This window comes from Sandarakinorhabdus limnophila DSM 17366 (assembly GCF_000420765.1).
Taxonomy (GTDB): domain Bacteria; phylum Pseudomonadota; class Alphaproteobacteria; order Sphingomonadales; family Sphingomonadaceae; genus Sandarakinorhabdus; species Sandarakinorhabdus limnophila.
Map to the genome: position 1 here is coordinate 321,137 of NZ_ATVO01000006.1, position 12,775 is coordinate 333,911.

Consider the following 12,775-nt stretch of genomic DNA (forward strand, 5'->3'; position numbering starts at 1 on the left):
AAAAAGGGGCGGTGGCCTGGCCACCGCCCCTTCATTCAGCGTTTGATCAGGAGTCAGGCCGCGTTGGCAGACGTCGCAGCGAACTGGCGTTCGAACAGCGGGCTGATCAGCGACAGGCTGAACAGATGGGCATAGATCAGGCCCATCAGGCCGGACTGCACCATCTTGCGGGCCTGATCGCCGCGCAGGTTCTGCAGCTTCTGTTCGTCGACCATGCGGAAACCGCGATACACCGCCGGCTGGGCCAGGCCTTCGCGCTGGATGGTGACTTCACCGTCCATCAGCAGATCGAGCTTGGTCAGTTCCTCCATGAAGCCACGGGTGCGCATCACGGCCTGTTCGAACTGTTCGCAGAACTGCAGGATTGCCTTGGTGGTGTCGGTCGGATCGGTGCCGGCAAACAGCTTCTCGCCTTCGTTATCAACCACGATGCCCGCGGTGTCGTCAAAGCACAGCGACAGTTCCTGGGCGTCCGGGGTCAAACGGGCCAGCATGAACGGATAGCGGCGCACGAAAGCGGGCACATAGGCGTTTGCTTCCCACTGATCATCGGCGCCCAGATAGAGATTCTCGCCTTCCTGCAGGCCAACCAGCGCCAGCGGAGCGGGATTTTCGCCCACGCCGAACACGATCGGATAGTTGCGCTGCACCAGCGGGAATTCATCCACGGTCACCGGGATGGCGTGGGTGCCGCGGGTAAAACCCAGATCGCCGCGCGGCTTCAGGCCATGGTTGGGGTGCAGTTGCGACGACAGCGGCGCCAGGCCGTTGTAGAAAAGGGGAAGCTGGTTGGCAGGAGGCTGGCTGGCCATGGGATTATCTGCGCTTTCGTGACTGGAGTGAAGAATTGGTGCGCTTTCCTAAAGCGCAGATGAAGCTTCTGCAAGGCTGTGCTGCGACAGCACGACGCGTCAGTATATTTTGCCGGGATTCATGATGCCGAGTGGATCCAGCGCCTGTTTTACCGCCCGCATCGCGGCCAACCGCGCCGGATCGCCCAGGCGGGCGAGATCATCGCGCTTCATCACACCGATGCCATGTTCGGCCGAAATCGATCCGCCGGCGGCCGCCACCATTTCATGCACGCGCGCCGTTATTGCCGTGCGGTGATCGGCGATCCAGGCGCCCGCAGCGTCTCCTGCGGGCGCGCGCACGTTAAAATGCAAATTGCCGTCGCCCAAGTGGCCAAAGGCCAACACCCTGCTGCCGGGGAACGCGGCCTCGATCGCGGCCGACGCCATTTCGGCGAAATCCGCCATCGCCGATACCGGCACGGCGATATCATGGTGGACGGCCGGGCCATCCATGCGTTCGGCCAGCGGCAATTCCTCGCGGCGGCGCCACAGGGCGGCGGCCTGCGTTTCGGATTGGGCGATCACCGCATCATCGGCATCAGCCAGCCCTTGCGCCAGCACATCGTCCAGCGGCTGCGGCCCGGCCAGTTCCACCAGGCAGGCCCAGGCATGGCGGCCGGCCAGCGGCGATGCGAGGCCCAGATGGGTGGCGACCAGATCAACGCCATCGGCCGGGATCAGTTCGAAGCTCTCCACCTGTCCGCCAGTCAGCTGACGCAGGCGGGAAAGCAGGGCAAGCGCGCGCTGCGGCCGGTCCACCCCGGCCCAGGCGACAGCGCGATGACGCGGTGCCGGCACCAGTTTCAGCGCCACGGCGGTGATGAAGCCCAACGTGCCTTCAGCGCCGATCAGCAGCTGCTTGATATCCAGGCCGGTGTTGTCCTTGGCCAGGCCCTGCAATTGGTTCAGCACGCTGCCATCGGGCAAAACGGCTTCCAGCCCCGCCACCAGCGCCCGCATGGTGCCGTGGCGCAGCACCTGCACGCCGCCGGCATTGGTAGAGGCGAGCCCCCCCACCGTCGCTGAACCCTTGGCCCCCAGCGACAGCGGAAAGGCCATGCCCTGATCGGCCGCCGCCGCGTGAACATCCGCCAGGATCACGCCGGCTTCGGCCACCAGCAATTGCCCGGCACCATCAACCTGGCGGATTCGGTTCATGCGCGTGCAACTGACCAGCACCGCCGAGCCATCAGCCGGCGGAATGCCGCCACCCACCAGCCCGGTGTTGCCGCCCTGCGGCACCAGGGCAACGCGATGCGCGGCCGCCGCCCGCACAATGGCCTGCAACGTGGTAACATCCCGCGGCAGCAGCAGCAGCGGCGTGGTGCCCGTATAGCGTCCACGCCAATCGACCAGCCGCGGGCCGATCAGATCGGGATCCTCGCTCCAATCACGGCCGGCCGCGGCCTTCAGGGCAGCCAGCGCATCAGCGGACGGCGGCGGCGGGATCACGAGATCGGTCATGCGCGTTCCCTAGCGGTTTTCCAGGCACAGCTGAACCCAAAGGTTGCAGGCCATATTCAGCCCCCTATTCAGACAAGGTTCAAGCGGTGCGGGGCAATTACCCGCTTTTACGGGCGGTTGGGGGCAGCCACCGGTTTACACGGGACGGCACAGTCGCAGCTGCGTCAGCAACAGGGGAACAGTCAGGATTGTCGGCATTTCGGTCTGGCGTGATGGCGAGCGTGGCAGCGCTGATGCTGCTGGCTGGCCCGGCCGCGGCGCAGAACCGCCGCGCACCGCCACCGGCTGCGGCACCGCAAAGCTTTGATGGCCAGGCCTGGCGCCGCGTGCCGGTGCGACCGGGCGGTGACCGGGTGGAAGACGGCGCGCTGGCACGGCCCACCCCGCCGCGCGCCGGCCGCAACCGCTGCATCGCCACCAACGGCATCGCCGGTGCCCAGTTGTACGGCGACCGCGCCATCGAACTGACCATGCGCGGCGGCCGGCGCTGGCGGCTGCACCTGGCGCAGGAGTGTCCGGGGCTCAGTTTCTATCAGGGCTTTTATTACCAGCAGAAACAAACCGGCCAGCTGTGTGCCGGCCGCGATGCCATCGGCGCCCGTTCCGGCGGCGAATGCGCCATTGCCGCCATCGTTCCGGTGGCGCCGCCGGCCCGAAAAGCCCGCCGCCGGCGCTGAAACCAGGGTTTAATGTCATCAAACTGTTGCCTGACAGACACAGGCACCGCACCACACGCCAACTGTACCGGCCAAAACCCGTGCAGCTCTGGACAAAATCCTTGTCGCCTGTCCAAACTGATGATTGCGGCATGACAGCCACACGGGCGTCATGTCACGGCACAGGATCCGGCCATCAGAGCCAACAACAAGATCCGGCCTTTTTGGGTTTTTGGGGAGGACGTCATATGAAGATTGCACTTGGAATCCGTGCCGGTCTGGTGGCCAGCGCATCGCTTATCGGGTTGGTTGCCTTGCCGGCATTCGCGCAAACCGCGCAGGCCGATGAAGACACTGGCATCGCCGAAATCGTCGTGACCGCACAGCGCACGGCGCAAAGCCTGCAGGACGTGCCGATCGCGGTGACCGCCTTCGATGCCGGCGCCCTGCAGCGCCAGCAGATCAACAACCCGCTCGATATCCAGCTGACCCTGCCCAACGTCACCTTCACCAAGGGCAACTTCACCGGTTCCAGCTTCACCATTCGCGGCATCGGCGATCTGTGCGTGGGCGTGACCTGCGATTCCGCCACCGCCATCCACGCTGAAGGCATGCCGCTGTTCGCCACCCGCCTGTTCGAAGCCGAATTCTTCGATCTTGAGCGCGTTGAAGTGCTGCGCGGCCCGCAGGGCACGCTGTTCGGCCGCAACGCCACCGGCGGCGTCGTAAACTTCGTCAACGCCAAGCCGCGGATGGACGCCATCCATGCCGCAGGCGAAATCGAATACGGCAATTACGACTCGCTGCGTCTGAAGGGCATGTTCAACCTGCCCATCACCGACAATCTGGCGGTCCGTGTCGCCGGCACTTATCTGAAGCGCGATGGCTACACCACCAACGTGTTCAACAACACCCGCATCGATGGCCGCGATCTTTATGCCATCCGCGGCAGCATCCGCTGGGAACCGACGGAAAACACCACTGTCGACGCGATGGCCTATTATTTCCGCGAACAGGATGATCGCAACCGCAACCAGAAGCAGCTGTGCCAGACCGATCCGACCGGTGTGCTGGGCTGCTTGCCCGGTCGCCGCGACAACGGCTTCATCAATGCCAACACCACCTTTGTTGGCACGCTGACCAGCCGCGAATTCCTGACGACCCAGGGCGGCGCCGGTTTTGCCGCATTGGCCCTCGGAAGCGTCTATGGCACCGATCCGTACAACTACGCTGGCCACACCAACCCAACCGACGTGCGCGAGATCCGCACCGATTACACGCCGAAATATTTCGCCGAAGAAGAACAATATATGCTGCGCGTTCAGCATGACTTCGGCAGCATCAAGGCGCAGGTCACCGGCATGTACCAGCGCAACGCGGTGGACAGCTCGATCGACTATAACCAGAGCGTGTTCAACCCGGCCGTAGCCCGTGCCGCGATCACCAGCCTGCGCGCAATTTCGGCCGCCATTCCCGGCTTGACCAATGTTGCCAATGCCATCAGCAGCGGTGCCCAGTTCTGCACCTCGCAACCGGTCGAGAACGGCCTTGGTGCCTATGGCGGGTTCCGCGACTGCTCCGCGACCCCGCAGGATTTTGATCGGTCCAACCAGATCGTGCGCGGCAAGACCTTGGAAGCAATCGTCAGCTCTCAATTTGATGGCAAGTTCAACTTCCTGATCGGCGGTATCTATGTGAACACCGTGCTGCCGGAAAACAGCTACTACGTGAACACTTGGGGCATCGACTATGTCACTGGCATCTTGGGCGCTGCCAACGGCGGCTACCTGGGCACGCCGTTCTTCCGCAACAACACCGCCCGCTACTCTCTGAAGAGCTATGGCATCTTCGGTGAAGCCTATTTGAACCTCACCGATAATCTCAAGATCACCGCCGGCCTGCGCTACAACAACGACGAAAAGGCCGTCAGCGCGCGTTCGACGTTGGCCAGCTTCTTCGTGCCGTTCAGCACCACCGGCAGCGTCTTCAACTCGCCGGCTGCCGCCGGCTTCGACGGCGATCCCAACCGCGCCGGCATCCAGCCCTTCTCCAATCGCGAAGTCAGCCAGAATGCCGTGACCGGGCGCTTCGTGCTCGACTGGAAGATCACCGAAGACAATCTGCTCTATGCGTCCTACTCGCGCGGCTACAAATCGGGCGGCATCAACCCGCCGCTGCAGCCGATCTTCGCGGTGCCGGACACGTTCACGCCGGAATTCGTGGACGCGTTTGAAATTGGTTCCAAGAACAGCTTCCTCGATGGCAAGCTGCGCGCCAACGTCACCGCCTTCTACTACAAGTATAAGGGCCTGCAGCTGAGCCGCATCACGGCGCGCACCTCGGTGAACGACAACGTTGATGCCAATGTCTACGGCCTGGAAGGCGAATTCATCCTGTCGCCAACCCGCAACCTGCTGATCAACCTGAACGCGTCGTATCTGTACACCAAGGTGGCCAGCGACAAGTTCCTCGCCAACCCGCGCGATCCGTCGGGCGGCCGCAGCGATGCCGTGATCATCAAGGACATTTCCAACGGCGCCAACTGCGCCGTGGTCCCAACCACGGTCGGCAATGCCGCTGGTGCCAACGGCTTCGTAGGCCAGGCCAACACGCTGATCAACGCGGGTGCCATTCCGGGCCTGCAGGCCGGCGCCGGCCTGCGCGCTCCGTCGGCCTTCCCGACCGACAGCGGCCTGAACGGTGCCACCGGCGCCTTCTCGTTCTGCGGCGTGCTGCAGGCGCTGGCACCCACCGTGGGCGCAGCCTTCGGTGGTGTGCAGATGCTGCCGGAAGGCGTGCTGACCAACCTGCGCGGCAACCAGCTGCCGCAGGCGCCCACCTACAAGTTCTCGGCGGGTGTGCAGTATACCTTCCCGATCGGCGACAGCATGAACCTCATCCCGCGCGTCGATCTGGCTCACACCGGCGAAAGCTTCGGCAACATCTTCAACGGTTCCATCAACCGTGTGCCGAGCTTCACCGTGATCAACGCCCAGATCCAGTTCAACGGCCCGGATGACAAATTCTATGTCCGCGGCTTTGTGCAGAACCTGACGAACAACAGCGCCGTCACCGGCCTGTATGTCACCGACCAGTCGTCGGGCCTGTTCACCAACATCTTCACGCTGGAACCCCGGCGTTACGGTGTGGCAGCGGGCTTCCGCTTCTGATCTGACCGGCAACGGTTGAACCCCGCGGGGCGGCTGGCAACAGCCGCCCCGTTTGGTTTTGGGCCAAAGGCGAAACCAGGTACGGCCATTGACTTTTGCCGCCCTGCCCCGCATTTGACCGCTGAATAAATCCGGGCGGACACCGCCCCCATTCACAGGAACACGATGAGCTTTTCCGACCTGGGCCTTTCCGATGCCCTGCTGCGCGCCGTTGCAGACAGCGGCTATGAAACGCCCACGCCGATCCAGCGCCAGGCCATTCCGTCGGTGCTGATGGGCAAGGACATCATCGCCATCGCCCAGACCGGTACCGGCAAGACCGCCAGCTTCGTGCTGCCGATGATCGATATCCTCGCCGAAGGCCGCAGCCGCGCCCTGATGCCACGCAGCCTGATCCTGGAACCGACCCGCGAACTGGCCCAGCAGGTTGCCGAGAATTTTGACAAGTACGGCAAGAACCACAAGCTGACGATGGCGCTGCTGATCGGCGGCGTTTCTATGGGCGATCAACTTGCGGCGCTGGAAAAGGGCGTCGATGTGCTGATCGCCACGCCGGGCCGCCTGATGGACCTGATGAACCGCGGCAAGATCTTGATGTCGGGCTGCGCCATGCTGGTGATCGATGAAGCCGATCGCATGCTCGACATGGGCTTCATCCCGGATATCGAGACCATCTGTTCCAAGCTGCCGAAATCGCGGCAGACCCTGCTGTTTTCGGCCACCATGCCGCCGCCGATCAAGAAGCTGGCCGACCAGTTCATGGAAAGCCCGAAGAGCATCGAGGTTGCGAGGGCCGCCAGCACCAACACCAACATCACCCAGTGGGTGGTGGTAACATCGAACCGCGAAAAGAAGGATCTGGTCCGCTCGTTTCTCGCCCAGGACGATGTGAAGACCGCCATCATCTTCTGCAACAAGAAGACGATGGTGCGCGATCTGGCGGACGTGCTGAAGCGCGCCCGCATGCCTGTGGGGCAGATCCATGGCGACATGGAGCAGAGCGACCGCATCCGCGAGCTCGACCGTTTCAAGCAGGGGGACATCACCATCCTGGTCGCTTCCGATGTCGCCGCGCGCGGCCTCGACGTGCCGGGCGTGTCCCACGTGATCAATTTCGACATGCCGTGGCACCCGGATGATTATGTGCACCGGATCGGCCGCACGGGCAGAGCAGGCCGCACCGGCATCGCGATTTCCTTCGCGACGCCCGAGGATGCCGAAAATCTCGCCAATATCGAAAATCTGACCCGGCAGAAGATTGCCCGCTGGAAAGGCGATGCCGCCACCGTGCAGGTGACCGTGCCGGCAGCGGCGGAAGCCAGCGATGCAGCCGAAGCGCCCGCCGAGGAACGCAGCGGTGATCGCCGCCGGGCCCGCAAGCCGCGCCGTGACCGGGCAGACGATGGCGCGCCCCAGGCATCCGCTCCGCCGGCCGCGCCAGTGGCTGAGGCCGAAGCCGCACCGCGATCCGATCGCCGTCGCCGCGACGAGCGTGCCCCGCGTGAAGCCCGCCCGCCCCGCGAAGCCCGGCCCGCCGGCGAAGCCCGCCCCCCGCGGGAAGCCCGCCCCCCGCGCGAGGCCCGCCCGCCCCGCGCCGAGCGTACGCCGTTGGGTGAAAAGCCGCGCACCGTGCGCCAGGCTGCGGCGGGTGATCCGCTGGCCAGTTACCGTTCCATTGCCCCGTCGGCGCCAGCGCGGCGCAACGATGAAGGCGATGGTGACCGTTTTACCGGCTTTGGCCCCGAAGGTGTGCCGGGCTTCCTGTCCCGGCCGATCCGTACAGACGCCTGACGCTTGCTTCTGCCCTGCCGGCTGAAAACGTGCCGGCGCTGGCTTTTGGGGTGCGTGCGTGTCGGGTGAATGGTTTGCCAACTATGTGAAGGCCCCGCGCCATCCCGGCAAAGGCAGGGTGATCCGCGCTCTGCTGGGTCTGCTTGATGGCCGCCGCCTGCCCTCCGTCTATGGCCCGCTGATGACCGTGCGCAGCCAGGATACCACCAACCGCTTTGCCCTGCTCGGCACGCTGGCCGAAGATTAGCGCGACGTGCACGCCCTGATCATGGCGATGGCGCCGGGCGAATGCTTCATCGATATCGGCGCCAATCTGGGCCTGTTCACCATGGTCGCCAGCCGCCACCTCGGCCCGGAAGGCCGCGTGGTCGCCTTTGAACCCAACCAGACGACATTCGCGGATCTCGCCGGCAACCTTGCTGCCAACAACTGCACCAATGTCGTCACCGTCTGCGCCGGCGTGTCCAACGCCACAGCGCGTGTGGCGTTCGATCCCGGCCCGGCCGGGTCACAGCGGCATCGCCCACATCAGCGAAAGCGGCAGCAGCGCCATCATGGTGCTGGGCAGCCAGCAGGTTGCCGATCTCATCCTCAACGTCGCCGCCGGCCGCCGCATCACCATCAAGATCGACGTGGAAGGCCATAAAAACCAGGTCATCGAAGCACTGATGCCGCTGCTCGGTGAAAGCCAGATCGCCAAGATGATCGTCGAAGTCGATCCCGACAATCTGCCAAAGCACGGCACCACCCGCCAGACGCTGTTCGCCCGGCTGGCCGAGAAGGGCCTGACGCCGAGCGTGAACGACCCCACGCGCCGACATTATAACGAAGTGTTCGTGCGGGCTTGAGGAAAAGTGGCCTCAGGCCCTGCCCTCCGGAGGCCACTTTTTCTTCTCAGTACGCTCCGCCCGCTTCCTTCCACTGCTCCACTTCCCACGCCATGCGCGCCGGTGGGCCAATCACGGCACTGACCGGGCGGCGCAGCGCAGCGCCGGCCGGGGCATCGGCCAGCCCCAGCCGGAACGCAAAACTCGGCCGCCAGGCCGGATCATCGAGCAGGGCATCGGCAGCGCGGGCGAAGCGCGGCGGGGCGTGCAATTGGGCTTCACGGTCGATCATCTCGGGCAACTGGTTCAGCGGCTGGGCGACCAGACCGGCAGAAGTGGCATTCAAATGCAGCCTCTGCCAGGCGCTGCCGACGAGCAGGGCGGAACGGCGATCATGCGGCCCAGGCGTGAGGATCAGGCCGAACAGCGAAGCGGTGGGCAGATGCACATCGCGGGTGGAGGCCAGCCAATATTTGCCTTCATCCGCTGCCGATTGTGCGGGCAGCATGGCCCCGGCGGTGGCCAGCCAGGGGGAGACGCCAGAGGTGGCCAACGTCAGCCCATCCATCAACCGTTCGGCGTCGCGGCGTTCGTGGCGGAACCAGCGGTGGCTGTCGGCCATCATGGCAGCATCGCCGGTGATGGCGACCGTGGCCTCGTCAGTGAGGGCAGCAAAACGCTTGCCCAGCGGGCTCGACGCCGCGAACAACGCGACCTTCACGCCGGCAAAGGCCGGAAAAGCCAGCACGGCCGCCAGCTTTGCCTCGCTCACCGGCCCGCCGCGCCAGGCGCCGCGGTGGGTGTGGCGCCGCGCGATGAACGGCAGCAGCGGGTGCGCGGCAGGCCCGCTGCCATCGGGACCGAGGATAACACGGGCAACATGGGCCGGATTCTGGGGATCGGGCAGCAGCTTCACCTTTGCTGCCCGGCCCAGCGCTGTGCTGGCCAGCGCCATGTTGTGGATTGCCCCGCCCAGCCCGGCCAGCCGCTCGCGGCCAAACGGATCCATCGTGCCAAGATTCCGGCCAGGCACCTCGAAGATATCGACGCCGAAGCGGCCGATGGCGAACGTCCACGGCTGAGTATTGTGCGGACTGGACGCCAGCACGCCGGCACCCACCAGCTTCAACGGGCCGGCCTGGCGCTGGCTGGCCCAATCATCCCACGCCGCCAGCGCCGGATTGTCGCCGCCCAGCAAGCCCTGCTGCCACGCGCGGCCGGCCAACCCGGCGACAGCGAGGCCGCCGGCGCCGATCAGCAAGCGGCGGCGGGCGATCATTCGGCCGGAACGGCCGAAGGTGGCAGCGATGCTGGCGGTGCGGTTTCGGCCTGCCACTGTGCCCGCAAGGCATCGGCGGTTTCACCCGACAGCGCGCCCGGCGGGCCGAAGGCGGCCACAAAGGCAGTTTTCAGGCTGCGGGCGCGGGCGACATCGCGGAAAATGCCCACCCATTCGTGGACCGCGACCCACAAGGGATTGAAGGTGCCCAGGTTGCGGATGATGCCATAGCGCGGCGGTTCATCGGCGCGCTCCGCTTCGAACGTGCCGAACAGCTTGTCCCAGATGATGAACACGCCGGCATAATTGCGATCGAGATAGCGCGGATTGGTGCCGTGGTGGACGCGGTGGTGCGACGGCGTGTTCATCACCGCTTCGAACCAGCGCGGCATCTTCCCGATCACCTCGGTGTGGATCCAGAACTGATAGATCAGGTTGAGCCCACCGCAGAAGGCCACCAGCTCGATCGGTAAGCCGATGAAAAACAAGGGCAGCTTGATGATGAAGGTGAGGCCGAACAGCCCGGTCCACGTCTGCCGCAGCGCCGTGGACAGGTTATAATGCTGCGATGAGTGGTGGATCACATGTGCCGCCCAGGCCCAACGGATGCGGTGGCCGGCGCGGTGGATCCAGTAATAGGCCAGATCATCGATCAAGAAGCACAGCGCAAAGCTCCACCACGCCACCGGGATATCGAACATCCGGTGCTGCCACAGCCACAGCGCCAGGCCGGTGACGCTGCCGGCCAGCAGCGCGCCGCTGATGGTGTTGCCCAGGCCCATGGCCAGGCTGGTGCCGGTGTCGCGCCAATCATAATCGCCGCGCCAGCCCATGCGGACCGCCACCAGTTCGATGATGATGCTGATCACGAACACGGGGATGGCGATGGCCACCGGATCGGCGCTGAGGATGGACTGCCAGTTCACAGCCGACCCGCCCAGCGCATCGCCACCGCTTCGCCCAGATCAAGCATGGTTTCGGGGAACATCGCTTCATCGGGGCGCACGCGCAGCAGGCCGCCGGCACGGGCGACGATGGGGGCTTCCAAGGGCCGCACCACGAAACGATCGCCCAACGGTCGCACCAGCGCAACGCGACCATCGTGCGCCGCCACCAGCGCGCCGCTGCCATCGCGGCTCACAGCGGCTTCTGCGGCGCGAAAGCCCGGCAGCGCCTCGGCCACCAGCCGCACTGCCAGCGCTGGATCGTCAATCTGTGGCCGGCGCGCAAAACCAAACAGTCGCGCCAACACGACCAAGGCCACCACACCAATGACGGAGAATGCCAGCATGCCCAAGCGGTCCATCAGCGCGGCGCCAATTGCTTCAGCATGGGCAGCAGCCCGGCAACATTGTAGCCGCCTTCGCCCGCCGCCGCGATGATTTCGGTCGGATCGCCGCCCTGTTTTGCCGCCGCCAGCGCCCACAGATTGCAACTGCGCGTGCCGGAACGGCAGAAGGCCAGCACCGGCCCATGGTTCAAGGCGCTCACCATCGCTTCGACCTGATCGAGATTGAAGCCGGTGTGATCGATGGGAATGGCGACAAACGCCAGCCCCGCCGCGTGCGCCGCCGCCTCGATGTCCGCGCCCGGCGGCTGATCCAGGCTCTCGCCATCTGGCCGGTTGTTGACGATGGTGCGGAACCCCTGCGCAGCGGCAAGCGCCACATCTTCGGGCGCGATCTGCGGAGCGACGGACACAGCCTGAGTGATGCGGGTGAACATACGCATGAGGTTAGGCCCAGAGGCGCTGGGGCTCAATAGGGGATGGTGCAGGTTATGATCATAAGCTGTGATCATGCATCACGGCAGCGCCCTTGCTTGTGACAGTTGGCTGCAGCCGGCGGCCGCCTATTCTGCTGGCCAACAAGGAGCACGCAACATGCAGGATCTGGTGGGCAAGGTCGCCTTCGTCACGGGCGCGGCATCGGGCATCGGGCTGGGTATCGCCGAAGCACTGGCACAGGCCGGGGTGAAGGTGATGATGGCCGATATCGAACAGGACGCGCTCGATCGCGAAGTGGCGCGGCTGGCGGCGACCAATGCCGATGTGGCCGGCGTGCGCGCGGACGTGTCGTTGAAGGCCGAACTGCAACGCGCCGCCGATGCCACCATCGAACGGTTCGGCAAGGTGCATATCCTGGTCAACAACGCCGGCGTGGGCGGCGGCGGCACTTATGGTGAATGGAGCGATGCCAGCTGGGACTGGGTGATTGGCGTCAACCTGATGAGCGTGGTGTGGGGCATCGAGATCTTCGGCCCACTGATGGAAAAGCACGGCGAAGGCGGCCAGATCGTCTCCACCGCCTCGATGGCTGGGCTCGTGGCCGCCGTGGCGCCGGGCTACAATGTCACCAAATATGGCGTGGTCGCGCTTTCGGAAGGGCTGCGGCCAACGCTGGCGACGAAAGGCATCGGCGTGTCGGTGCTCTGCCCCGGCTTCATCCGCACCCGCATCATGGAAAGCGCGCGCGCCATTCCCGAGCGCCTTGTGGGCCAGATCGCCCTGCCTGATCCCACCGCACTGCCGAACGAATTTGCGGTGATGGCCACCCAGGCCATCCAGAACGGCATCGATCCGCTCTATGTTGGCGAACTGGTGGTGGAAGGCATCGAGGGCGACTGGCCCTATATCTTCACCGACAACAATTTCGAAGCCGGGGTGGACCTGCGCTTTGCCGCGATCAAGGCGGGGTTCGACAAGATCAGGGGACGAAAGCCGCGCCACTGACCC

The 12,775-nt window shown here is 65.0% G+C and carries 12 protein-coding genes and 1 pseudogene; 7 read left to right on the plus strand and 6 right to left on the minus strand.

Annotated elements, in window-relative coordinates; all coding sequences use genetic code 11:
• Window positions 1-53 precede the first annotated feature (53 nt).
• Together G566_RS0109255 and G566_RS0109260 are read right to left on the minus strand one after the other, a co-directional pair.
• Window positions 54-812 carry a SapC family protein gene (locus G566_RS0109255; RefSeq protein WP_022680391.1) on the minus strand — a complete coding sequence of 253 codons (759 nt, stop codon included), beginning with the start codon at window positions 810-812 and terminating at the stop codon, window positions 54-56.
• A 99-nt stretch (window positions 813-911) separates the two neighbouring features.
• Window positions 912-2,318 (minus strand): FAD-binding oxidoreductase, encoded by a 1,407-nt coding sequence (locus G566_RS0109260; protein WP_022680392.1) that lies wholly within the window; start codon window positions 2,316-2,318, stop codon window positions 912-914.
• Window positions 2,319-2,506: 188 nt separating this feature from the next.
• Between G566_RS0109260 and G566_RS14820 the strand changes: the two genes are divergently transcribed.
• The 6 genes and pseudogenes from G566_RS14820 (at window position 2,507) to G566_RS15815 (ending at window position 8,783) form a co-directional block, all read left to right on the plus strand.
• The gene (locus tag G566_RS14820) at window positions 2,507-2,995 is read left to right on the plus strand and encodes a DUF6491 family protein (protein WP_156874478.1); all 489 of its coding nucleotides are present in this window, start codon (window positions 2,507-2,509) and stop codon (window positions 2,993-2,995) included.
• Window positions 2,996-3,222: 227 nt separating this feature from the next.
• Window positions 3,223-6,144 carry a TonB-dependent receptor gene (locus G566_RS0109270; protein ID WP_022680394.1) on the plus strand — a complete coding sequence of 974 codons (2,922 nt, stop codon included), beginning with the start codon at window positions 3,223-3,225 and terminating at the stop codon, window positions 6,142-6,144.
• Window positions 6,145-6,309: 165 nt separating this feature from the next.
• Window positions 6,310-7,935 carry a DEAD/DEAH box helicase gene (locus tag G566_RS14055; protein WP_022680395.1) on the plus strand — a complete coding sequence of 542 codons (1,626 nt, stop codon included), beginning with the start codon at window positions 6,310-6,312 and terminating at the stop codon, window positions 7,933-7,935.
• 58 nt (window positions 7,936-7,993) lie between these two features.
• Window positions 7,994-8,182, plus strand: coding sequence for a hypothetical protein (locus G566_RS0109280; RefSeq protein WP_022680396.1), 189 nt, complete (start codon window positions 7,994-7,996; stop codon window positions 8,180-8,182).
• Window positions 8,183-8,263: 81 nt separating this feature from the next.
• Window positions 8,264-8,407, plus strand: a pseudogene (locus G566_RS15930) (hypothetical protein); the annotation flags it as partial.
• Window positions 8,408-8,414: 7 nt separating this feature from the next.
• The gene (locus tag G566_RS15815; RefSeq protein ID WP_022680397.1) at window positions 8,415-8,783 is read left to right on the plus strand and encodes a hypothetical protein; all 369 of its coding nucleotides are present in this window, start codon (window positions 8,415-8,417) and stop codon (window positions 8,781-8,783) included.
• Window positions 8,784-8,829: 46 nt separating this feature from the next.
• On the opposite strand, the gene G566_RS14825 is transcribed toward G566_RS15815, so the two are convergent.
• The 4 genes from G566_RS14825 to G566_RS0109305 are packed head-to-tail and all read right to left on the minus strand — an operon-like array spanning window position 8,830 to window position 11,766.
• Window positions 8,830-10,098, minus strand: coding sequence for a nitroreductase family protein (locus G566_RS14825; RefSeq protein ID WP_022680398.1), 1,269 nt, complete (start codon window positions 10,096-10,098; stop codon window positions 8,830-8,832).
• Complete coding sequence (locus tag G566_RS0109295) at window positions 10,038-10,967, minus strand: sterol desaturase family protein (protein WP_022680399.1); 930 nt, start codon at window positions 10,965-10,967, stop codon at window positions 10,038-10,040. Before G566_RS0109295 ends, G566_RS14825 begins: the two co-directional genes overlap by 61 nt.
• Window positions 10,964-11,332, minus strand: a complete 369-nt coding sequence (locus G566_RS0109300) for a hypothetical protein (RefSeq protein ID WP_156874480.1) — start codon at window positions 11,330-11,332, stop codon at window positions 10,964-10,966. Before G566_RS0109300 ends, G566_RS0109295 begins: the two co-directional genes overlap by 4 nt.
• A 14-nt stretch (window positions 11,333-11,346) precedes the next feature.
• Window positions 11,347-11,766, minus strand: coding sequence for a protein tyrosine phosphatase family protein (locus G566_RS0109305; RefSeq protein WP_022680401.1), 420 nt, complete (start codon window positions 11,764-11,766; stop codon window positions 11,347-11,349).
• A gap of 157 nt (window positions 11,767-11,923) precedes the next feature.
• Here G566_RS0109305 and G566_RS0109310 point away from each other — a divergent pair, with 157 nt between their 5' ends.
• Window positions 11,924-12,772 (plus strand): SDR family NAD(P)-dependent oxidoreductase, encoded by an 849-nt coding sequence (locus G566_RS0109310; RefSeq protein ID WP_022680402.1) that lies wholly within the window; start codon window positions 11,924-11,926, stop codon window positions 12,770-12,772.
• The last annotated feature ends 3 nt before the right edge of the window (window positions 12,773-12,775 follow it).